The sequence below is a fragment of the Halorubrum sp. Ea1 genome, from assembly GCF_002252965.1.
Taxonomy (GTDB): Archaea; Halobacteriota; Halobacteria; order Halobacteriales; family Haloferacaceae; genus Halorubrum.
This window is the reverse complement of record NZ_NHPG01000141.1, coordinates 1-19823: the sequence shown is the minus strand read 5'-3', so window position 1 is coordinate 19823 and position 19823 is coordinate 1. Positions and strand designations below refer to the sequence as shown.

Genomic DNA, 19823 nt, shown 5'->3' with positions numbered 1-19823 from the left:
GACGGGTCGGACGGCGACGACGGAAACGACTCCGGGTCGGACGGCGACGGCCCGGACGGCTCGTCCGGGCCGGACGCCTCGACCGGCGACGAGGCGCCCGGATTCGGGGTCGTCGCCGGCCTCCTCGGGCTGCTGGCGGCGGTGTCGCTGCTCGCCCGCCGGTCGCGGGACTGAGTCGCTCGGCGCGCCGGCGGACAAGTCGCCGCGACGCGCGGGCTCGGAACCCGGACCGCGCGGGCCCGGGACCCGGACCGCTTTTGCTCCCGCGCGGGCGTATCCCGTGTATGACCGAGTTCGACATCGTCGACGCGGCCGCGATCCGCGACGGCCGGGCGACGGACGCGTACTTCGAGCGGACAGAGGCCGCGCTGGACCGCGCCGGCCGGAACCCGCGCGTCGTCGCCGAGGTGACCGCCGACCAGTTCCCCGACGGCGACTTCGAGCTGTTCGCCGGGCTGAAGGACGCGCTCGCGCTGTTGGAGGGCCGCGACGTCGACGTCGACGCGATCCCCGAGGGGCGGTTGTTCGACGGCGGCCCGGTGATGCGGATCGAGGGGCCGTACCGGGAGTTCGCGCGGCTGGAGACCTCGCTCTTGGGCTTCCTCTCGCACGCCTCCGGGATGGCGACCGCCGCGCTCGACTGCCGGGCCGCCGCGCCGGAGTCGCAGGTGCTCTCCTTCGGCGCGCGCCACGTGCACCCCTCGATGACGGCGGCGGTGGAGCGCTCGGCGCTCGTTGGCGGGTTCGACGGGTTCTCGCACGTGGCCGCCGGCGACCTGATCGGCCGGGAGGCGTCGGGGACGATGCCGCACGCCCTCTCGATCTGCTTCGGCCGCGGCGAGCAGGAGGCGGCGTGGCGCGCCTTCGACGAGGCCGTCGACGAGTCGGTGCCGCGGATCGCCCTCTGTGACACCTACTCCGACGAGGTGGACGAGTCGCTCCGGGCGGTCGCGGCGCTCGGCGACCGGCTGGACGGCGTCCGGCTCGACACCACCGGGTCGCGCCGCGGCGACTTCCGGCACATCGTCCGCGAGGTCCAGTGGGAGCTCGACGCCCGCGGCCACGCCGACGTCGGCGTGTACGTCTCCGGCGGGCTCGAGCCCGCCGACCTCCGCGAGCTCCGCGACGTCGCCGACGGCTTCGGCGTGGGCGGCTACGTCTCCAACGCCGACCCCGTGGACTTCGCGCTCGACCTCGTCGCCGTCGACGGCGAGCCGGCCGCGAAGCGCGGGAAGCTCTCGGGCGCGAAGGCCGTCTACCGCACCGCGGACGGCGCGCACGCGGTGGGACTGGCGGACCGGTCGGGGCCCGAGGACGCCGAGTCGCTCATGGGGCCGGCGATCCGCGACGGCGAGGTCGTCGCCGGCGACGCGACCGACCTCGCGGCCGCGGCGGAGCGGGCGCTCGCGGACGCGGAGGCGGTCGGCTACGGGGCGGAGTAGCGGTCGGCTACGGGGCCGACGACCGGAAACGGAGAAGAACAGTCGATTTCGGCCGTTACAGCTCCTCGACGGCGCCGCCGTCGGCGCGCTCTCGGAACACCTGTCCCTCGATGAGCGTCACCATCGTGTCGTCGTCCTCCCAGGCAGTCGGGGAGAGCTTCGCCTTCCGGCAGGCGCGCGAGAGGAACTCGGCGCCGGACCAGCCGTTCTCGACGGGGACCGTCGGGTAGAGCCAGCCGTGCGAGTTGCCGCCGTCGACGGCGACGCCGTGCGTGCCGATCTGCAGGTCGGCGAGGGGGTCGTTCGTGAGCACCGTGTTCGAGACGACGAACACGGAGACGGTGATGTTGTCGAGCTCCTTGGGCTCGACCTCCGAGCCGCAGGAGTCGCCGGAGGCGGCCTTGATGGCGGCCTCGACGATGGCGTGGCCGAGCTGGTCGGACGTTTCCCAGGCGCCCGCGCAGCCGCGGAGGCGGCCGCGGCCTCTCGTGGATTCCAATCGAACGAACGCCCCGGTGCGGGCGTAGAACGCCTCGCGCATGCTGCCGGGTTGTTCACGTTGTCCGTGTCGGACGAACGACTCGACCGCCTCCCGCGCGAGTTCGACCGCTCGTGCACCGTCGTCGTACGACAGCTGAACGGTCTGGGCCTCGGACATGTAGGTCCATTACGTTGCTGACGACTTGAACGCTTCCCTTGCGAACTGATGGCACGGCATCCCGCCGGAGCGCTTCGATTTCCCCGGTTCACGCGGCGGGTGGACCCCCGTTCGCCGGCGGTCGAAGCAGCGCTCGTCCTCGGGGTCGCGGCCGCACCCGCCGTCGAATTAGGCCGTCGTTACCGTCGCGCCGCGCTCGGGACCCCCGCTCCGACCGGATCGCTTATTCGCGGTCGCGGGCAACGTCGACCCGGACAGAGGGAGCCCGACTCCCGTGCCTCTGGCATGAGGAAAGTCCCCCCACCGGCCGGACGGGCGACCGGGCACACGCCCGGAGTCGGAGACGGCTGGCTCTGGAACAGCAACGACACCCCCCGCCCCGACCCGTGATTCGCGCGAACCGACCCGCGAGGGAAGGGAGTTAACCCGAGGAGGATCGACGGGTGGGAACGGATGGAACGGCGAATCCTCGCCGGTGCAAGTCCGCGCCATAAGGTAGTCCGGCCACGGCGCGGACGCTTAGCCGAATGTCGGGACGAACCGAAGGGGGCTTACTCCCCTCAGTCCGCTTCTACTCGGTAGTTGCAGATGTTCTGGTTGTTTATAACCGGTTGTCGACTGCGTATCGGTGAACACCTCCAAGGCCCCAGTCGCGAGGCGCTTCGCGCCTCTGTCAGAGGGACCTTCGGTCCCTCGCTACTCGCGGGCCGGCGGCCCGCTCGGAGGCGCGCGCCACCGCACTGCCGGTCGCTTATAGATACCTCGTCGTCGCCGTCGGCGGTCCGAAACGCCCCCTGTCGCTCGTCTTTTTAAATGGGGAGCAGCGCCGCGCCGCCGCCGGCCGCCTCCTGAATCTCGTCGCCGTAGGCGATCGAGATGTACAGGATGGTGAAGATGACGGCGTTGTGGAGGCCGTGAAGCAGCGCCGGGACGACGAGGTTCTCGGTGTACTCGTACACCGCGCCGAAGACGATGCTCGGGAGGAAGAGGATGGCGATGGTGGTGAGCCGCGCGGAGGCGCCGCCGGTCAGCGCCATCACGTGGACGGCGGCGAAGATCGCGGAGGCGATGAGGATCGCGGGCGCCGGCGACAGCGACTCCCGGAGCCGTCCCTGGACGACGCCGCGGTACAGGATCTCCTCGGAGGGGCCGATCACGAGGAACGAGGCCGCGATGAGGAGTGGGATGATCGCGGGGTTCCGCATCGCCAGCTCCGCGCTCTGGTTCGAGGCGGCCTCGGTCCCGAGCTGCTGGATCACGATCGAGACGACGATGATCGTGACGAGGATGAGCGCCCAGCTCCCGACGATCAGGCCGATCTCCTTCAGGCTCGGGCGCCGCACGCCGAGGTACGCGACGATCCCGGACCGGTCGAGCCCGCGCCACGCGAGGTAGCCGAGCGCCAGCCCGCCGAACGCGACGTACTGGCCCAAAACGAGCGTGATAACGAGGGTCACGGCGAGCGGGAGCCCGCCCGTCACCGCGTTGAGACCGAGCACCACGCCCCCGCTGGCGAGGGCGATCGTGGGGCCGAGCGCCCCCAAGAGCAAGGCCGTGACGATCGCGATCCCGACGCCGCGGCCGTCGGACGCCGTCGGCGAGGCGGTGCCGTCGGCGGTCGCCGGCCCGTCGCCGGTCGCGGCCGAGCCGTCCGCCGGCTCGCCGCCGTCGGGAGCGCTCGACTCCCGTCGCGTCCCGTCGTCGCTGGAGGGGTCAGGCATTACCCGGCGTACGGGCCGACGCATAATAGGGCTGTTCGTGCGCCGCGCTCGCGACCCCCCGGAAGCCCCCGTCAGCGGTGCAGCAGCTCGTACCAGAGCACGGCGGTCACGGCCCGCCCGTCGCGGAGCCCCTCGTCGACGACCGCTTCGAGCAGGTCGTCGTACGGGACCGTCTCGACCGCGATCGACTCGTTGTGGTCGAGGTCGCGCTCGGCGGTGGGTTCACACCCCGTCGCGAGGAAGTGGTGGTGGACCGAGTCCGCCATCCCGTTCGTCGGCTCCACCGACGTCAGGCGCTCGAAGGCGTCGGCCTCGTACCCCGTCTCCTCGGCGAGCTCGCGGGCGGCGGCGCGTTCGAGGTCGTCGGCGTCCGCCGACTCGACCGTCCCGGCGGGGATCCCGCGGTTGACGCGGCCGACCGCCTGCCGCCACTCGTCGATCACGACGACGTCGCCGTCGGGGGTCAGCGGGAGCACCACGACCGCCGGCGGCTCGTCGACGTAGTGGAACCCGTCCGTCTCGCCGTCCGGGAAGCGCACCTCGTCGCGGCGCACGTCGAAGCCGGGGCAGCGGTAGTCGATGTCGGTGTCGAGCGTCTCCCACGACAGATCGTCCATGCGTCGGAGTCGGCGCTCGGGCACCTAAATCCCCTCACTCGGACGGGGCCTCACCGCTTCGGGACCGAAGCGCCTCCGCGGCTCGGGCCGCGGCCGCGCCGCCGACCCACGCGAGCGTCCCCAGGACCACGGCCTCGACGCCGACGAAGGCGAGCCCGTCGGGTCCGACGAGCGCGGCGACGCGCTCGCCGAGGGGCCGCCCCGAGAGGCCCAGCAGGTAGTGGTCCGCGTTGTACCCGAGGAGCGCGCCGTAGACGGACGCCCACGCCAGCGCCAGCCCGGCCCGTCGATAGGCGAGGACCGCGGCCGCGAGGACGCCGACGACCGCGGCGTCGCCCGCGAGGAACACGACCCCGCCGGAGACCTCGAACGCCTCGACCGCGTAGGCGGCGAAGACGGCGAGGAAGAGCAGCGGCGGGACGAGGAGCCGATACCGACGCGGCGAGCCGTTCCGGTTCGAGCCGAGGAGGACGCGGCGAGCGAGGGACACGCCTCCGAATCGCCGCGCTCGCCTGATAAATCCACGCGCCGATTCCGGCGCCGGAGGGTCTCACCCCCAGTCGCCGAGCGACGCCTGCCCGTCGCCGCGCTCGCTCGCCCGTCGGTCTCGGGCCTCGTCGGTCTCGCCCTCGTCCTCGGCGCCCGGCTCGCCGTCCACCCAGTCGGTGAGCTTCCCGCCGTCGCCGCCGCCTGCGGCCGACCCGGTCCCCGTCCCGCGGGCGCGGTCGCCGGCGCTCGTCCCCCCGCTCCCGCCGGCGCTCGTCCCCCCGCTCCCGCCGGCGCTCGTTCCCTCGCCGTCGCCCGGATCGAACCCACCGAGGGTCGCCTGGTCGCTCTCGGCGAAGTCGAGGTTGGAGACCCGCACGCCCAGCTTTCTGACCCGGTCTCCGTCGAACTCCCCGAGGAGGTCGAACGCGACCGACTCCACGAGGTCGGGGTCGTCGACCGGACCGGGGAGGCTCCGCGCCCGCGTGTTGACATCGTAGGGCGGCTCGACCGCCTTGATCCCGATGGTGCGGTAGAGGCAGCCCCGCTCGCGGGCCCGACGGGCCACGTCCGCCGCCAGCGCCGCCACCGTCTCGCGCTTCGTCTCCCGGTCGGCGGTCGGCGACAGCGACGACTCCCGCGAGAGGCTCTTGGGGAGCCCGGTCGGCGTGACCTCCCGGTCGTCGTCGCCGCGGGCGCGCCGGTGGAGCTCCGGGCCGCGCTCCCCCAGTTCGTCGGCGAGTCCGTCGGGGTCGGCCGCGGCGAGGTCGGCGGCGGTCTCGATCCCCATCTCGGCGAGCGTCCGCTCCGTCACGGGGCCGACGCCGTGGATCTCGGCGGTCGGTAGCGGCGCGAGGAAGGACTCGACAGAACCGGGCGGCACGACGACGAGCCCGTCCGGCTTGTCGGCGTCGCTGGCGACCTTCGCGGTCGACATGTTCGGCGCCACGCCGACGCTCGCGGGCACCCCGGCCTCCCGCTCGATGCGCTCCTTGACGTGCCGGGCGTACCCCTCCGCGAGGGTACGCGCCTCGGCGGGGCCGGCCGCGGCGCTCTCCCCCTCCGCGGCGTCCCACGCGGTCCGGTCGGTGACGTCGAGGTACGCCTCGTCGACGCTCACCTCGCGGAGCGTGTCGGCGCAGTCCCGGAGGACGGCCTTCACGTCGCCCGCGACTTCCTTATAAAATCCGAGGTCGACGGGCAGGTACCGGCCGGCCGCCTCGGGGTCCGGCGCGTCCGAGTCGTCCGGGTCGGCGTCGGCGCGGCGGGGGAGCAGGTCGAGCGCCTCGGAGATCGGCATCGCGCTCTCGACGCCGAACGCGCGGGCCTCGTAGCTCGCGGTCGCGACGGCGCCGACCGTCTCACCGTCCTCGTACCCCATCCCGACGACGACGGGTTCGCCCGCGAGCTCTGGTCGCCGCAGGCGCTCGCAGGAGGCGTAAAAGCAGTCCATGTCGACGTGGAACACGACGCGGTCGCTCCCGTCCGCCTCGTCGGTCGCCGTCCCGGGGAGCGTGCCGCCCGCCATCGCCCGACCGTCCGCGCCGCGCCGACTTAACGATCAGCCACGCGCGGCGGCAGTGGAACCGGTCGGTCGGGCGACCGACCCTCAGCCGCGCCCCGACCGGCCCCCTCGCTCCGTACTCAGAACTGATACCCGGGGCGACATCCGTTTATGAGTCGGCGACGTATCCGCCCGCATGCCCGAACGGATCGACGTGTTACACGTCGACGACGACCCCTCCGTGCTCGACCTCACGGAGGCGTACCTCGAACGCGAACTGGACGACGTCGCGGTAACGAGCGTCACGGCGGCGGCGGACGCCCTCGACGAGCTCGACGGCGGGCGGTTCGACTGCATCGTCAGCGACTACGACATGCCCGGCATGGACGGGCTGGAGTTCTTCGACCGGCTCCGCGAGACGGACCGCTCGATTCCCTTCGTGCTGTACACCGGGAAGGGGAGCGAGGAGATCGCGAGCCGCGCGCTCAACGCTGGCGTCACCGGCTACTTCCAGAAGGGAGGCCCGGAGCAGCTCCGACGGCTCGCGAACCGAGTCCACCAGGCTGTCGACGAGCACCGCACTCGGGAGATCGCGGACCGCTACTCGACGGTCATCGACGCGCTCGGCTATCCCGTGTACGTCGTCGACGAGACCGGAACGTTCGAGTTCGTCAACGAGCCGTTCGCGGAGCTGACCGGCTACGACGTCGAGGAGATCGTCGGAAGCACGCCCGGACTTATAAAAGGCGACGACGCGGTCGCCGAGTCCGAGGACCGGCTCGGAACCATCCTCTCCAGCACCGGTCCGGACATCCAGCGGTTCCGGGTCGACATCGAGCCGAAGCAGGGGGAGCCGATCCCCTGTCGGGACCACATGGCGGCGCTGCCGTACGACGGCGACTGCTTCGAGGGGAGCGTCGGCATCCTGCGCGACGTCTCGGACGAGGTGGAGCGGCGCGAGGAGCTGGAGACGAAGACCCGCGCGCTCGACGAGGCGCCGGTCGGTATCACCATCACCGACCCCGACCGCACGGACAACCCGATGGAGTACGTCAACGACCGGTTCGTCGAGATGACCGGCTACGACCGCGAGGAGTCGATCGGGGTCAACTGCCGGTTCCTACAGGGTCCGGACACCGACGAGGAGTCGGTCGCGCAGCTCCGCGAGGCGATCGAGGCGGAGGAGCCCGCTAGCGTCGAACTCCTGAACTACCGGAAGGACGGGACCGAGTTCTGGAACCGCGTCAGCGTCGCGCCGATCCGCGGCGCGAACGGGCGCGTCACCGAGTGGGTCGGCTTCCAGCAGGACATCACGGCGTTCAAGCAGCGCGAGGCGGCGCTCGAACGACAGAACGAGCGGCTCGACTCCTTCGCGGGCATCGTCTCGCACGACCTCCGGAACCCGCTCAACGTCGCGCAGGGTCGCCTCGACCTGGCGCGGACGATGGCGGACGAGGGCGCCGAACACCTCGACGCCGCGGCCGACGCGCTCGACCGCATCGAGTCCATCGTCGAGCACACCCTCACGCTCGCCCGCGACGGGGAGACCGTGGGCGACCCCGAGCCGGTGTCGGTCGCGGGCGTCGCCGCGGACGCTAGGGAGACGGTCGACACCGAGTCCGCCGAGCTGACGGTCGAGACCGACCGGGAGGTGCTCGCCGACCCCGACCGACTCCGGAACCTCTTCGAGAACCTCGTCCGGAACGCCGTGGAGCACGGCGGGTCGGACGTCTCGATCCGCGTCGGCGACCTCGACGACGGCTTCTACGTCGCCGACGACGGCCCGGGGATCCCCGGGGACGTCGCCGGCGATCTCTTCGAGCCCGGCCGGACCGGCGTTGAGGGCAACACCGGCTTCGGGCTGGCGATCGTCCAAGAGATCGCCACCGCGCACGGCTGGGCCGTCGCGGCGACCGAGTCCGCCGAGGGCGGCGCGCGCTTCGAGGTCCGCGGGATCGAGCGCCGCCAGCCGCCGGTGCCCGAATCGTAGCGGCCGACGCTCACCGTCGACGGATCGTCCCGGCTCTCCCGGCTGGACCGCCCGGAACCGGAACGACTCCCGCCGTTCGCAAACACCTTTGTGGTCCCGACCGAAGCGGAGGGAAATGGGGACGCTCTCCGGCATCGCCGACACCGACCGGCGAGTCATCGTGCTCGCGCTCGCCCGGATGGTTGGGGCCGCCGGCAACTCCTTCCTCATCGTCGTGCTGCCGCTGTACATCGCGAGCGACCTGATCGACGTCAGCGCGCTCCTCGGGACCGAGGTCGGTGTGGGCGCGGCGGCGGTCACGGTGACCGAGCCGCTCCTCATCGGGATCGTCCTCTCGCTTTTCGGCTTCCTCAACAGCCTCTCGCAGCCGATTACCGGGCGGCTCTCGGACCGGATAGGCGTCCGTCGCCCGTTCGTGCTGATCGGGATCCTCCTCTTGGGCACCGCGAGCGGGCTCTACACGGTCGTGACCGTCTACTGGCAGCTCGTCGTCCTGCGGGCGATCCAGGGGTTCGGCGCGGCGCTGATCATCCCCGCGACGGTCGCGTTAGTCAACGAGTACGCGTCGGCCGACGCCGACCGCGGCGGCAACTTCGGCGTGTACAACACCTTCCGGCTGATCGGGTTCGGCTTCGGTCCGGTGCTGGCCGGCGCCGTCGTCGAGGCGGGCCCGTACGACCTCTCGCCGATCGGCCTCCCCGTGATCGACGGCTTCGACGCCGCCTTCGCCGCCGCCTGCGGCGGGGCGTACCTCAGCTTCGCCCTCGTCTTCCTGCTCGTCCGCGACGCGGCCGAGTCCAGCGAGGCGAGCGACGACCTCTCGATCCGCGTGCGCGGCGAGGACCGCCTGCTCGACCCCGTCTTCGCGCTGGGGCTGGCGACGGTGGCGATGGGGATGTGCATCGCGCTGTTCGCGACGCTCCAGAACCAGGTGAACGTCCGGCTCGACCAGGCGCCGGTGTGGTTCGGGCTCCAGTTCGCGGCCGTCACGATCGCGAACGTGCTCCTGCAGGTGCCCGTCGGGCAGGCCAGCGACCGGATCGGGCGCCGGCCGTTCCTGCTCGCCGGCTTCGTCCTCCTCGTCCCGACGACGCTGCTGCAGGGGATCGTCACCGACCCGGTCGTGATGACGCTCGTCCGGCTGGCGCAGGGGGTCGCCGTCGCGTGCGTCTTCGCGCCGTCGCTCGCGCTCGCCGGCGACCTCGCGCGGGAGGGCGAGTCGGGGACGACGCTGTCGGTGCTCACGATGGGGTTCGGCTTCGGCGTCGCGCTCGGTCCCCTCGCGTCCGGCTGGCTCGTCGGCTTCGGGTTCGTCGTCCCCTTCGCGGTCGGCGCGGGGCTCGCGGTCGTCGCGTTCGCCGCGGTCGTGACGCAGGTCGAGGAGACGCTCGGCGCGAGCGACGACGCCGGCGCGGCCGCGGCGGACTGACGTATATAAGTGACCGTCGTCCGAACGACCGCTCGTGTCGAACGACCGCGTCCGCTGCGTCGACTGCCGGGAGCCGATCGCGAGCGACGCCCGGGTCTGCCCCCACTGCGAGGCGGTCCAGCCGTCGCCGCTCGTCGACGTCGGGGTGGCCGTCGCCGGCGTCTTCGCGTTCGCCTTCGGCCTGCTCCTCTCGATGCTGACGATCGGGACGAGCCGGCTGCTCGGCTTCCTGCTGCTCGTCGTCGGCTTCGGCCTCGCCGTCGGCGGCTACACGCGCCACGTGGACCGTCAGGCGGGGCGGCGGGCGCGGTGAGACCGACGCGCTCGGGCCGACGGCTTTTATCCGTCGCCGTCGAAAAGGCGGACGTATGCTCACCCCAGTCAACGCCGGACTCGTCCTCGCGGGACTGCTCCTCGCGTTCGTCGGCGCCGCGGTCTCCGTCTACGCCGTCACGCTGACCGGCCTGCTCGTCGGCGGCGGCGCGGGCTACCTCGCCGCGCCGAGCCTCGCCGGAGTCATCGCCGTCGACGGGCTGGTCCTGACCGGCGTCGCGGTCGCGATCGGCGCCGCGGTCGGCGGCTTCCTCGCGTACGCCGGGCTCTCCTTCGCCGTCGTCGCCATCGGCGGGCTGGTCGGCGGTTTCGCCGGTCGCTTCGCGGTCGGCCCGCTGTACGCCGCCGACGCGGCCGGGGTCGAGGGGACGCTGCTGCTCGTCGGCGCGACGCTCGCGGGCGTCGCGGTCGGCGCGCTGTTCGGGTTCGTCCTGAGCCGGACGACGCTCGTCGTCTCGACGGCGTTCATCGGCGCGGCGTTCGCGTCGCGCTCGCTCACGCCGGCGACGCTGGACGCGGCCGCCGCCGGACCGTCGGTCGAACCGCTCCTGTTCGACGTCACCGCGCCGGCCTTCCTGGCCGTCTTCGCCCTCGGCGCGCTCTCGCAGCTCGGGCTGTTCCGGTTCGGCTACGTGACGAAGCTCGTCGGGCTCCTCCCCGGCGCCCGCCGGTGGACGGCCGACGACGACCGGACGGCGAAGGGCGCCTGAGCCGGGGTCCCGCCGGCCGCCCCGTCTCCCTCGTCGCCTCTCCCTCGTCGCCTCCTACTCGTCGCCGTACTCGTAGAACCCGCGTCCCGTCTTCTTCCCGAGGTCGCCGGCCTCAACCTTGCGCTTGACGAGGTACGCCGGCTTGTAGCGGTCGCCGAGCTCGGCGTGCAGCGTCTCGCTGGCGTCTAACACGACGTCGAGCCCGATGTGGTCGGCGAGCTCTAAGGGCCCCATCGGGACGTTCGTCCCGAGCTTCATCCCGCGGTCGATGTCGGCCTTGTCGGCGACGCCCTCGTCGAAGGCGCGGACCCCCTCGTTGATCCACGGCATCAGGATCCGATTCGTGACGAAGCCGGGCTTGTCGTCGGACTCCCACGTCTCCTTGCCCAGGTCCGCGGCGAAGGCGTGCGCGAACTCGACGACCGCGTCCGCGGTGCGCTCCCCGACGACGACCTCCACGCCGTCCATGATCGGGACCGGGTTCATGAAGTGGAGTCCGATCACGTCGCTCGCGCGGTCCGTGGCGCTCGCGATGGTCGTGACCGACAGCGTCGAGGTGTTCGTCGCGAGGACGACGTCGTCGTCGGTCACCTCGTCGAGGTCGGCGAACACGTCGCGTTTCACGTCCATGTCCTCGACCGCCGCCTCGACGACGACGTCCGCGGCCGCGAGGTCGTCGAGGTCGGTGGTGCCCGCGATCCGGTCGCGGATCGCCTCGGGGGCCTCGTCGAGGGCGCCCTTCGACGCCAGCCGGTCGAGGCTGTCCGCGACGCTGTCGAGGCCGCGCTCCACGTACTCGTCGTCGATGTCGCGCATCACGACCTCGTAGCCGGCGGTCGCGGCGACCTGCGCGATCCCGTTGCCCATCGTACCGGCCCCCACCACGCCGATGACGTCGATGTCGGATAGCTCCCGCATAGGGGTCGCTGTCGCGCCGCGGGTGGTAAGTATTGCGTCTCCGCGACCGGGGCGTGCCGGTTCCGCGACCGCAATGTGTCGGCTCTGCGGCGGATACCGTCGCGCTCGACCGCCGTTCGTTGCGAACGACTGATAATTAACTATCTGAGTAGTAATTCTATTTGTCTCGAATCCGCCCCTGAGCGGAGCGACACACGCGGAGCGCGTCGAATTCGTTTCTTTACGTCCGCCGAAACGACCATAGCGTTTTTTATCGATGTAACGGGAGTACGAACTGATGCTTCCTCACGCCGCCGACAATATCTCGCGGGACGGCAAGTCGCTGATCCTCGCGTACGACCACGGGATCGAGCACGGACCGGTCGACTTCGAACCGAACCCCGACACGGCGGACCCCCGGCGGATATTCGAGCTCGCTACCCACGAGGCGGTCACCTCGCTGGCCGTTCAGAAGGGGCTCGCCGAGGCGTACTACCCCGACTACGAGGACGAGGTGAACCTCCTGTTGAAGCTCAACGGGACCTCGAACCTCTGGATGGGCGAGCCCGACAGCGCGGTCAACTGCACCGCCGAGTACGCGGCCGGACTCGGCGCGGACGCGATCGGATTCACCGTCTACGGGGGTTCGAACCACGAGGTCGAGATGGCCGAGGAGTTCCGGGAGGCACAGGAGGGCGCCCGCGAACACGACATGGGCGTCGTCATGTGGTCGTACCCCCGCGGACAGGGGCTCCGCAACGACGGGAGCCCGGACGTGATCTCGTACGGCGCGCGGCTCGGCTTAGAGCTCGGCGCCGACGTGGTGAAGGTGAAGTACCCCGGGTCCCCCGAGGCGATGGGCCACGCCGTCGAGATGGCCGGTCCCGCCGACGTCGTGATGTCCGGCGGGACGATGCGCGACGACGAGGAGTTCCTCCGGAACGTCTCGAACGCCATCGACGCGGGCGCCACCGGGATCGCGGTCGGCCGGAACGTCTTCCAGCGCGACGAGCCCGAGCGGATCCTCGACGCGCTGGAGGCCGTGATCTTCCGAGAGGCCGACCCGGTCGAGGCGCTGGCCGCCGCCGAGAGCGCGGACTGATGAGCGACCCCGCCTCGGACCGCGACGCGGACCCGACCGTCGAGGCCGTCTTCGACGCGGTCGCCGAGACGGCCCCGGAGATCCGCGCCGCGCTCCCCGGCCGCCGCGTCGAGAGCGGGACGGACAACCCCTCGGGCGAGTCGGTGCTGGCCGGCGACCTGTACGCCGACGAGCTGCTCGGCGAGGCGATCACCGCGGTCGACGGCGTCGGCTCGTTCGTCAGCGAGGAACGCGAGGCCGCCGTCGACGCCGGCGGGGCGGTCGGCGAGGGCGCCTACGCGGTCGCGATCGACCCCCTCGACGGCTCGTCGAACCTCCGGTCGAACAACGCGATGGGCACGGTGGTCGGGATCTACGACGCCCCGCTGCCCGCCACCGGGCGCGACCTCGTCGCCGCCGGCTACGTGCTGTACGGCCCGATCACGACGATGGTCGTCGCCGACGACGCCGGCGTCCGCGAGGAGGTCGTCGAGGCCGACCCCGACGGCGACGGCGGTAGCGACGACGGCCACGCGGTCTCCCGTTCGGTGGTCGAAGACGACCTGCACCTCCCCGACGACCCCCTCGTCTACGGGTTCGGCGGGCGCGTCCCCGACTGGCCCGACGCGTTCACCGCCTTCGCGCGCGAGATCGAAGACGAGCTGAAGCTCCGGTACGGCGGCGCCATGGTCGGCGACGTGAACCAGGTGCTCACCTACGGCGGGATCTTCGCGTACCCCGCCCTCGTCGACGCGCCGGACGGGAAGCTCCGGCTCTCCTTCGAGGCGAACCCGATCGCCTACATCGTCGAGCGCGCCGGCGGGGCCGCCACGGACGGCGAAATCGACATCCTCGACGTCGAGCCCGAGGGCGTCCACGACCGCGTGCCGCTGTACGTCGGCAACGAGGAGTTGGTCGAGCGGTTGAAGACGGCGCTGGACTGACCCGGTCGGCTCGCGGCCCGTTTGCACCGATCCGTCGGTCGCCGCCGGACTTGCATGGAAAACTGTTTAGGATCCACCGCAAATCTTGCGCCCATGAAAGTCCACGTCGGCGCGGCGGCGACGCCCGAGGAGGCCGAGGCGATCGCGCGATCGCTCGCCGAGCATCTCGGCGTCGACGTCGACGTCCACGTCGGTGAGAGCGACGAGCCCGCCGCGAGCGCCGCGCCGCCCGAGACGGCGTACCCCCTCGACGACGACCTCGGACCGACCGACCGCGAGCGCGACCTCCGGGCCGAGATCGACGACATCCTGGAAGGCGGCCCGGAGAAGTACCGCGAGCGGCTCCCCGAGCAGGGGAAGCTGTTCGTCCGCGACCGCCTCGACCTCTGGTTCGGCGGCGAGGGCGGGACGCGCGGCGCGGGCGACGCGAGCGCGACCGACGGCGACCCGGCGGGGCTCCACTTCGAGGACGGGAAGTTCGCGGCGTTCGACGACTGGCACCCGAACGCGCCGAACCGCGACGGCGACGCCGACGGCGACGGATCCGACGACTCCGGCGGCGACCGGCTCCCGGGCGACGGCCTGCTCACCGGCGCCGCCGAGTTCGAGGGGCGCGACGTCCACTTCATGGCCAACGACTTCACGGTGAAGGCGGGGTCGATGGCGGCGAAGGGCGTCGAGAAGTTCCTCCGGATGCAACAGCGGGCCCTGAAGACGGGCAAGCCGGTGCTCTACCTGATGGACTCCTCCGGCGGGCGGATCGACCAGCAGAGCGGCTTCTTCGCCAACCGCGAGGGGATCGGGAAGTACTACTACAACCACTCATTGCTGTCGGGCGCGGTCCCGCAGATCTGCGTCCTCTACGGCCCCTGTATCGCCGGCGCCGCCTACACGCCCGTCTTCGCCGACTTCACCGTGATGGTCGAGGGGATGTCCGCGATGGCGATCGCCTCGCCGCGGATGGTGAAGATGGTCACCGGCGAGGAGATCGAGATGGCGGACCTGGGCGGCCCCCGCGTCCACGCCGAGGAGTCCGGGTCGGCGGACCTCGTCGCCCGCGACGAGGAGCACGCCCGCGAGCTCGTCGCCGACCTGATCGGCTACCTCCCCGACGCCGCCGGCGAGAAGCCTCCGCAGCGCGAGACGAAGCCGCCGAAGCTCCCGCCCGAGGGGATCGACGAGCTGATCCCCGAGTCGCCGAACCGCCCGTACGACGTCCGCGACCTGCTCGACCGGATCGCCGACGCGGAGTCCGTCTTCGAGCTGAAGGAGGGCTACGGCCCGGAGATCGTCACGGCGTTCTGCCGGATCGACGGGCGCCCCGTCGGCGTCGTCGCCAACCAGCCGACGGAGCGGTCGGGCGCCATCTTCCCGGACGCCGCGGAGAAGGCCGCCGAGTTCATCTGGACCTGCGACGCCTACGAGATCCCCCTCTTATACCTCTGTGACACGCCGGGGTTCATGGCCGGCTCGCAGGTCGAGAAGGACGCGATCCTCGAGAAGGGCAAGAAGATGATCTACGCCACCTCCTCCGCGACGGTACCCAAACAGACCGTCGTCACCCGGAAGGCGTACGGCGCGGGGATCTACGCGATGGGCGGGCCCGCCTACGACCCGGAGAGCGTGATCGGGCTCCCCTCCGGCGAGATCGGTATCATGGGGCCGGAGGCCGCGATCAACGCCGTCTACGCGCGGAAGCTCGCCGAGATCGACGACCCCGAGGAGCGCGCCGAGACCGAGGCGCGGCTCCGCGAGGAGTACCGGGAAGACATCGACGTCCACCGGATGGCCAGCGAGGTCGTCATCGACGAGATCGTCCCCCCGTCGACGCTCCGCGAGGAGCTCGCGGCCCGGTTCGCGTTCTACGAGGACGTGGAGAAGGACCTGCCGGAGAAGAAGCACGGGACGGTTATTTAAAATCTGACGGGCAGGGTGGCGGACGATGTTATAAGGCCGCGATCCACTCGGCGCCGAGGAGTTCGGTCGCGCTCCCGAACCCGAGCACCACGGCGACGCCGATCGCGAGCAGCGCGCCGACGTACGCGGCGGACCCGACCAGCGACGCCGCGGCGAAGCGCGGGACGGAGACGGACGAGGCGTTCGCGGTCGGCACGGCGAGCCAGCCGCGCGTGCCGGGGACCGCGTTCGACGCCGCCACCGCGGGGAGTCCCCACCGGTCGAACCAGCGGCTCGCGCCGTCGAGGCGGTCCTCGCCGACCGGAACGAGGGGAAGCGACGTGGGGTCGACGTCGAACCGACGGACGGCGACGAAGACGGTCGACTGGCCGACGGTCGCGCCGACCACCGCCGCGGCGAACACCGGCAGGACCGCGATCGCCTCGACGCCGACGGCGACCACGGCGGTCACGAACAGCGTCCGCGCCGGGAGCACCTTCCCGACGAGGGCGCCCTCGAGCGCGAACACGGCGAACACCGCGACGGCCCCGTAGCTGTCGACGAGGGCGAGCGCGGTCGCGGCGTGGGCGCTGAACACGCCTTCCATCGACCGGCTACACGTAAAGCTCTTACACCGTGAGCGGTGCTCTCAGCACTCATGCGTGTATCTAATCCGCTTATCCGACATCTCTCCGGCCTCGGCGGACGCCGAGCGGTCAGGGGTGGGTATTTATCCACCGCGTCCGCACGTGTCACCCATGATAGATGTCGGCCGCAAGGCGCCGGACTTCATCGCCCCCGCGGTCGCGGGCGGGACGGCGACGGAACTGGAGCTGTTCCGGCTCGTCGACGACTGCGACGCCGTCGCGCTCTGCTTCGCGCCGGCGAACTTCGTCCCCACCTGCACGGCCGAGTTCGCGGCGGTGCGGGACGCGGGCTGGCACGACCGCGGCGACCTCGCCGTCGTCGCGCTCACCGGCGACTCGCTGTACGCGGGGTTCGCGTACGCCGACCGGTTCGAACTTCCGTTCCCCGTCGTCTCCGACTTCCACGGCGGGGTCGCCGACTCGTACGACCTGGTCGCGGAGTCGTGGGAGGGGCATTCGCAGATCCCGCGCCGCGCGACCGTCGTCATCGGCGGGGACTGGACCGTCCGGTTCGCCGAGGCGACCGCGGACGCGCTCGACCGCCCGGCCCCCTCGCCCGTCCAGAACGCGGCCGCGGCGCTCCGTGACCTCGGCGTCGACGCCGACCGGCCGCGAGTGAACTACGACGGGCCGTGGTGAGGGCGGGCGACGAGGGCTGACGAACCCGCCCGGTCGCCGGGGTTATTTCACGGCCCCGCGCGGACGTCCCGACATGGAAGCCGCCCTCGCGGAGTACCTCGACGAGTTCACGCGCCGGGACTGGGAGACGCTCGATCCGGAGGCCGTCACGGACCCCGTTCGGATCGCCGTCGTCGGCCTCGGCTGGTTCGCCCGCGACTGGGCGCTGCCGGGCATCGCTCGGTCGGCGTACACCGAGGCGACCGTCGTCACCGACATCGACGCCGACGCGGTGGAGACGGTCGCCGCCGAGCGCGACGTGACCGGCGTCACCCCCGAGGAGTTCCGGTCCGGCGCCGCCGCCGACGCGTACGACGCGGTGTACGTCGCGACGCCGAACGCCGCCCACCTGGGGTACGTCCGAGCCGCCGCGGCGCAGGGGAAGCCGGTCCTCTGCGAGAAGCCGCTGGAGGCGACGCCGGACCGCGCGCGCCGGCTCGTCGAGGCGTGCGACGACGCCGACGTGCCCCTGATGGTCGGCTACCGGATGCAGACCGACCCCGTCGTCCGGCGGCTCCGCGACCTCCTCGACGGGGGCGTCGCCGGCGACGTGGTCCACGTGCACGCGACGATGTCGCAGACGATGCTCGGCGAACTCGGCGGCGACGCCGACCAGTGGCGGCTCGACCCTGAGCTGTCCGGCGGCTGCGCGCTCATGGACCTCGGCGTCTACCCGATCAACACGACCCGGTTCGCGCTCGGCGAGGACCCGGTTCGCGTGTCGGGCCGGACCCGCTCAGACCACGAGGCGTTCGCCGAAGTGGACGAGCACGCCACCTTCCGGCTGGAGTTCCCGGGCGACGTCGACGCGCTCTGTTCGGTGAGCCAGAACGCGCAGCACGCGAGCCGGCTGGAGGTCACCGGCACGGAGGCGAGGCTGATCGTAGACCCGGCCTTCTACGAGCGGGAGGACCGCGGGTTCGCCGTCGTCCGCGACGGCGCCCGCGTCGACGTCGACTTCGAGCAGGTCCACCAGATCGAAGAGGAGTTCGCCTACTTCGGCCATCAGCTGTTGGCGGGCGAGCCGTTCCATCCGGACGGCGAACACGCTCTCACGGACGTGCACGCGCTCGACGGGATCTACGAGTCGGCGGAGACCGGGCGGCCGGTGGCGCTCGGCGACGACGCGGCCTGAGCCCGGACGGGGTCGGTCGGCGACGCGAGCCGCCTCACTGCTCGATCCCGTACACGTCGCTCGTCCAGTCGCGGGCCGGGGTGTCGTACACCGGCTCGTCGCGGTCGCGCTCGTTGAGGCGCCGCCGGTCGGCCGCGTCGAGCTCCCAGTCGAGGTCGGCGTTGGCCCGGACGTGGTCCGGCGTGGACGACCGCGGCAGCGGGACCACGCCGCGGTCGACCGCCCACCGGAGCACGACCTGCGCGGGGCTCCTGTCGTACTTCTCGGCGAGCCCGGCGACGACCTCGTCGCCGAACACGTCCGTCCGCGCGAGCGGCGCCGCGGCCTCGATCACGGTGTCGGACTCGCGGCAGTAGTCGACGAGGTCGGCCCGCTGGAAGTACGGGTGGAACTCGATCTGGTTCACCGCGATCGGCACGTCCGAGACGTGGTGCGCGCAGCTCAGCTGGTAGGCGCTGAAGTTCGAGACGCCGACGTCGCGGACGAGTCCCCGGTCGCGGAGCTCCGCCATCGCCCGGAGGGTCTCGCGCAGCGAGATGGCCGGGTTGGGCCAGTGGACGAGGTACAAGTCGAGGTAGTCGGTGCCGAGCCGTTCGAGCGACGCCTCGCAGGAGGCGATCAGCGACTCGTAGTTGAGGTTCTTCGCGAGCACCTTCGAGGTGAGGAACACCTCGTCGCGGTCGTACTCCGCGAGGACGTCGCCGATGACCTCCTCGTTGCGATACCCCTCTGCGGTGTCGATGTGCGCGTAGCCGGCGTCGAGCGCCGCGCGGACGCTCTCGGCCGTCTGCTCGTCGTCGAGGTCGTACGTGCCCAGTCCGAGCGCCGGCAGCTCGGCGCCGCTCGGGAGCGTCTTCGTTGGAACGGTCACACGCCACGGGTTCGCCGGATCGCCGATTGAAACTACCGGTCGGGGAACCCCGGCACCGTTCGATCCCCAGCGGTCGCGTGACCGTATTTAAAGAAAATGAGCTGAGACGACGATCGCTTATAAAATACGACGATAGCTTATAAACGACGATGCGGTGGCGCGCGCCTGCGAGCGCCCCTCGGGGCGCGAGGAGCGCGTGCGAGGGAGGCGGCGGGCCGGCGCGGCTCGGCCCGCGCCGGGCCGTCCGCCGAGGCTGGGGAGGCGTGAGGTGCGGTTGCGGTGCGGTCCGGGTGGGACTCAAAAGAGCAGCCGCGAAGACGAAGCCTGACGACGCAAGGACCGCAAGGAGCGAGCAACGCGAGCGACTGAGGACCGCGGCGAGTCACGCGAGTCTTCGCGGCTGGGGCTTTGGCAGTGTTTACTATCGTTTTGCAATCAATCGCTTATAAACGAGCGGCCGGAAACTCGAACGTTATCACGGCAGTACCGACGACATCCATTTATAAATGATCGATCGCGACCTCGCACTCTTTATCAATCGAACCGCGCCCACCCACCTCGTGACCCCCTTCAGCGACGTGGCCCGCGCGGCTTACTGCCCGCGACAGCTCTACTACGCCCGCCGCGAGGACGACCGGGCGGTCCCGCCGGACGCCCGCGCCCGGATCGACCTCGCCTACCGCTACCCCGCGCTCGCCGACGCGCCGGACGCAACCCTCCGGCGGCTCCCGATCCGTCGCTCGCCGGCCGCGTACCGCCGGAACCTCGACCGGCTCCGCGAGCG

Annotated in this window: 19 protein-coding genes, 1 other RNA gene and 1 pseudogene; 13 read left to right on the top strand and 8 right to left on the bottom strand. The window is 71.6% G+C overall.

Going from position 1 to position 19823, the window contains the following annotated elements; all coding sequences use genetic code 11:
• Together DJ73_RS21400 and DJ73_RS17825 are read left to right on the top strand one after the other, a co-directional pair.
• A partial coding sequence (locus tag DJ73_RS21400) for a PGF-CTERM sorting domain-containing protein (RefSeq protein ID WP_141212991.1) occupies window positions 1–174 on the top strand: 174 nt, incomplete at its 5' end.
• A 110-nt stretch (window positions 175–284) separates the two neighbouring features.
• Window positions 285–1442, top strand: coding sequence for a nicotinate phosphoribosyltransferase (locus tag DJ73_RS17825; RefSeq protein WP_094558648.1), 1158 nt, complete (start codon window positions 285–287; stop codon window positions 1440–1442).
• 55 nt (window positions 1443–1497) lie between these two features.
• On the opposite strand, the gene DJ73_RS17820 is transcribed toward DJ73_RS17825, so the two are convergent.
• Window positions 1498–2100 (bottom strand): TIGR00296 family protein, encoded by a 603-nt coding sequence (locus DJ73_RS17820; protein WP_094521903.1) that lies wholly within the window; start codon window positions 2098–2100, stop codon window positions 1498–1500.
• 253 nt (window positions 2101–2353) lie between these two features.
• Here DJ73_RS17820 and rnpB point away from each other — a divergent pair.
• Window positions 2354–2666, top strand: an RNA gene (gene rnpB / locus DJ73_RS17815) — RNase P RNA component.
• A gap of 243 nt (window positions 2667–2909) precedes the next feature.
• On the opposite strand, the gene DJ73_RS17810 is transcribed toward rnpB, so the two are convergent.
• The 4 genes from DJ73_RS17810 to DJ73_RS17795 all read right to left on the bottom strand — a co-directional run bounded on the left by DJ73_RS17810 (window position 2910) and on the right by DJ73_RS17795 (window position 6452).
• Complete coding sequence (locus DJ73_RS17810) at window positions 2910–3821, bottom strand: CPBP family intramembrane glutamic endopeptidase (protein WP_094558647.1); 912 nt, start codon at window positions 3819–3821, stop codon at window positions 2910–2912.
• Between the two features lie 71 nt (window positions 3822–3892).
• Complete coding sequence (locus DJ73_RS17805; RefSeq protein ID WP_094521905.1) at window positions 3893–4438, bottom strand: NUDIX hydrolase; 546 nt, start codon at window positions 4436–4438, stop codon at window positions 3893–3895.
• A 34-nt stretch (window positions 4439–4472) separates the two neighbouring features.
• Window positions 4473–4928, bottom strand: coding sequence for a hypothetical protein (locus DJ73_RS17800; RefSeq protein WP_094558646.1), 456 nt, complete (start codon window positions 4926–4928; stop codon window positions 4473–4475).
• Between the two features lie 60 nt (window positions 4929–4988).
• Window positions 4989–6452 carry a DNA polymerase IV gene (locus DJ73_RS17795; RefSeq protein ID WP_094558645.1) on the bottom strand — a complete coding sequence of 488 codons (1464 nt, stop codon included), beginning with the start codon at window positions 6450–6452 and terminating at the stop codon, window positions 4989–4991.
• Between the two features lie 172 nt (window positions 6453–6624).
• Here DJ73_RS17795 and DJ73_RS17790 point away from each other — a divergent pair, with 172 nt between their 5' ends.
• The 4 genes from DJ73_RS17790 (at window position 6625) to DJ73_RS17775 (ending at window position 10890) form a co-directional block, all read left to right on the top strand.
• The gene (locus DJ73_RS17790; protein WP_094558644.1) at window positions 6625–8418 is read left to right on the top strand and encodes a PAS domain S-box protein; all 1794 of its coding nucleotides are present in this window, start codon (window positions 6625–6627) and stop codon (window positions 8416–8418) included.
• 115 nt (window positions 8419–8533) lie between these two features.
• Window positions 8534–9847 carry an MFS transporter gene (locus DJ73_RS17785; protein ID WP_094521909.1) on the top strand — a complete coding sequence of 438 codons (1314 nt, stop codon included), beginning with the start codon at window positions 8534–8536 and terminating at the stop codon, window positions 9845–9847.
• Between the two features lie 34 nt (window positions 9848–9881).
• Window positions 9882–10160: a zinc ribbon domain-containing protein gene (locus DJ73_RS17780; RefSeq protein ID WP_094521910.1), complete on the top strand. Its 279-nt coding sequence runs from the start codon at window positions 9882–9884 to the stop codon at window positions 10158–10160.
• A 55-nt stretch (window positions 10161–10215) separates the two neighbouring features.
• Window positions 10216–10890, top strand: coding sequence for a phosphate ABC transporter permease (locus DJ73_RS17775; protein WP_094526493.1), 675 nt, complete (start codon window positions 10216–10218; stop codon window positions 10888–10890).
• 54 nt (window positions 10891–10944) lie between these two features.
• On the opposite strand, the gene DJ73_RS17770 is transcribed toward DJ73_RS17775, so the two are convergent.
• A complete protein-coding gene (locus DJ73_RS17770; protein ID WP_094526494.1) occupies window positions 10945–11808 on the bottom strand; it encodes a 3-hydroxyacyl-CoA dehydrogenase family protein in 864 nt (287 codons plus the stop codon).
• 277 nt (window positions 11809–12085) lie between these two features.
• Between DJ73_RS17770 and DJ73_RS17765 the strand changes: the two genes are divergently transcribed.
• From DJ73_RS17765 to DJ73_RS17755, 3 genes are all read left to right on the top strand, one after another.
• Window positions 12086–12889, top strand: a complete 804-nt coding sequence (locus DJ73_RS17765; RefSeq protein ID WP_094521913.1) for a class I fructose-bisphosphate aldolase — start codon at window positions 12086–12088, stop codon at window positions 12887–12889.
• Window positions 12889–13812: a class 1 fructose-bisphosphatase gene (locus tag DJ73_RS17760; RefSeq protein WP_094521914.1), complete on the top strand. Its 924-nt coding sequence runs from the start codon at window positions 12889–12891 to the stop codon at window positions 13810–13812. Before DJ73_RS17765 ends, DJ73_RS17760 begins: the two co-directional genes overlap by 1 nt.
• Window positions 13813–13905: 93 nt before the next feature.
• Window positions 13906–15729: an acyl-CoA carboxylase subunit beta gene (locus DJ73_RS17755; RefSeq protein ID WP_094558643.1), complete on the top strand. Its 1824-nt coding sequence runs from the start codon at window positions 13906–13908 to the stop codon at window positions 15727–15729.
• A gap of 28 nt (window positions 15730–15757) precedes the next feature.
• On the opposite strand, the gene DJ73_RS17750 is transcribed toward DJ73_RS17755, so the two are convergent.
• Window positions 15758–16306, bottom strand: a complete 549-nt coding sequence (locus DJ73_RS17750) for a DedA family protein (protein WP_094521987.1) — start codon at window positions 16304–16306, stop codon at window positions 15758–15760.
• Window positions 16307–16466: 160 nt separating this feature from the next.
• Here DJ73_RS17750 and DJ73_RS17745 point away from each other — a divergent pair, with 160 nt between their 5' ends.
• Window positions 16467–16994 (top strand): redoxin domain-containing protein, encoded by a 528-nt coding sequence (locus DJ73_RS17745; protein WP_094558642.1) that lies wholly within the window; start codon window positions 16467–16469, stop codon window positions 16992–16994.
• A gap of 73 nt (window positions 16995–17067) precedes the next feature.
• Window positions 17068–18168, top strand: coding sequence for a D-xylose 1-dehydrogenase Gfo6 (gfo6, locus tag DJ73_RS17740; protein WP_094558641.1), 1101 nt, complete (start codon window positions 17068–17070; stop codon window positions 18166–18168).
• Between the two features lie 34 nt (window positions 18169–18202).
• Here gfo6 and DJ73_RS17735 read toward each other — a convergent pair whose 3' ends face one another.
• Complete coding sequence (locus DJ73_RS17735) at window positions 18203–19039, bottom strand: aldo/keto reductase (RefSeq protein ID WP_094558640.1); 837 nt, start codon at window positions 19037–19039, stop codon at window positions 18203–18205.
• A gap of 506 nt (window positions 19040–19545) precedes the next feature.
• Here DJ73_RS17735 and DJ73_RS17730 point away from each other — a divergent pair.
• Window positions 19546–19823, top strand: a pseudogene (locus tag DJ73_RS17730) (hypothetical protein); the annotation flags it as partial.

Excerpts from the sequence above, each read along its gene's own strand:
- DJ73_RS17825 (WP_094558648.1), top strand. The coding sequence starts at position 285 with ATGACCGAGTTCGACATCGTCGACGCGGCCGCGATCCGCGACGGCCGG.
- DJ73_RS17820 (WP_094521903.1), bottom strand. The coding sequence starts at position 2,100 with ATGTCCGAGGCCCAGACCGTTCAGCTGTCGTACGACGACGGTGCACGA.
- DJ73_RS17810 (WP_094558647.1), bottom strand. The coding sequence starts at position 3,821 with ATGCCTGACCCCTCCAGCGACGACGGGACGCGACGGGAGTCGAGCGCT.
- DJ73_RS17805 (WP_094521905.1), bottom strand. The coding sequence starts at position 4,438 with ATGGACGATCTGTCGTGGGAGACGCTCGACACCGACATCGACTACCGC.
- DJ73_RS17795 (WP_094558645.1), bottom strand. The coding sequence starts at position 6,452 with ATGGCGGGCGGCACGCTCCCCGGGACGGCGACCGACGAGGCGGACGGG.
- DJ73_RS17790 (WP_094558644.1), top strand. The coding sequence starts at position 6,625 with ATGCCCGAACGGATCGACGTGTTACACGTCGACGACGACCCCTCCGTG.
- DJ73_RS17785 (WP_094521909.1), top strand. The coding sequence starts at position 8,534 with ATGGGGACGCTCTCCGGCATCGCCGACACCGACCGGCGAGTCATCGTG.
- DJ73_RS17775 (WP_094526493.1), top strand. The coding sequence starts at position 10,216 with ATGCTCACCCCAGTCAACGCCGGACTCGTCCTCGCGGGACTGCTCCTC.
- DJ73_RS17770 (WP_094526494.1), bottom strand. The coding sequence starts at position 11,808 with ATGCGGGAGCTATCCGACATCGACGTCATCGGCGTGGTGGGGGCCGGT.
- DJ73_RS17765 (WP_094521913.1), top strand. The coding sequence starts at position 12,086 with ATGCTTCCTCACGCCGCCGACAATATCTCGCGGGACGGCAAGTCGCTG.
- DJ73_RS17760 (WP_094521914.1), top strand. The coding sequence starts at position 12,889 with ATGAGCGACCCCGCCTCGGACCGCGACGCGGACCCGACCGTCGAGGCC.
- DJ73_RS17755 (WP_094558643.1), top strand. The coding sequence starts at position 13,906 with ATGAAAGTCCACGTCGGCGCGGCGGCGACGCCCGAGGAGGCCGAGGCG.
- DJ73_RS17745 (WP_094558642.1), top strand. The coding sequence starts at position 16,467 with ATGATAGATGTCGGCCGCAAGGCGCCGGACTTCATCGCCCCCGCGGTC.
- gfo6 (WP_094558641.1), top strand. The coding sequence starts at position 17,068 with ATGGAAGCCGCCCTCGCGGAGTACCTCGACGAGTTCACGCGCCGGGAC.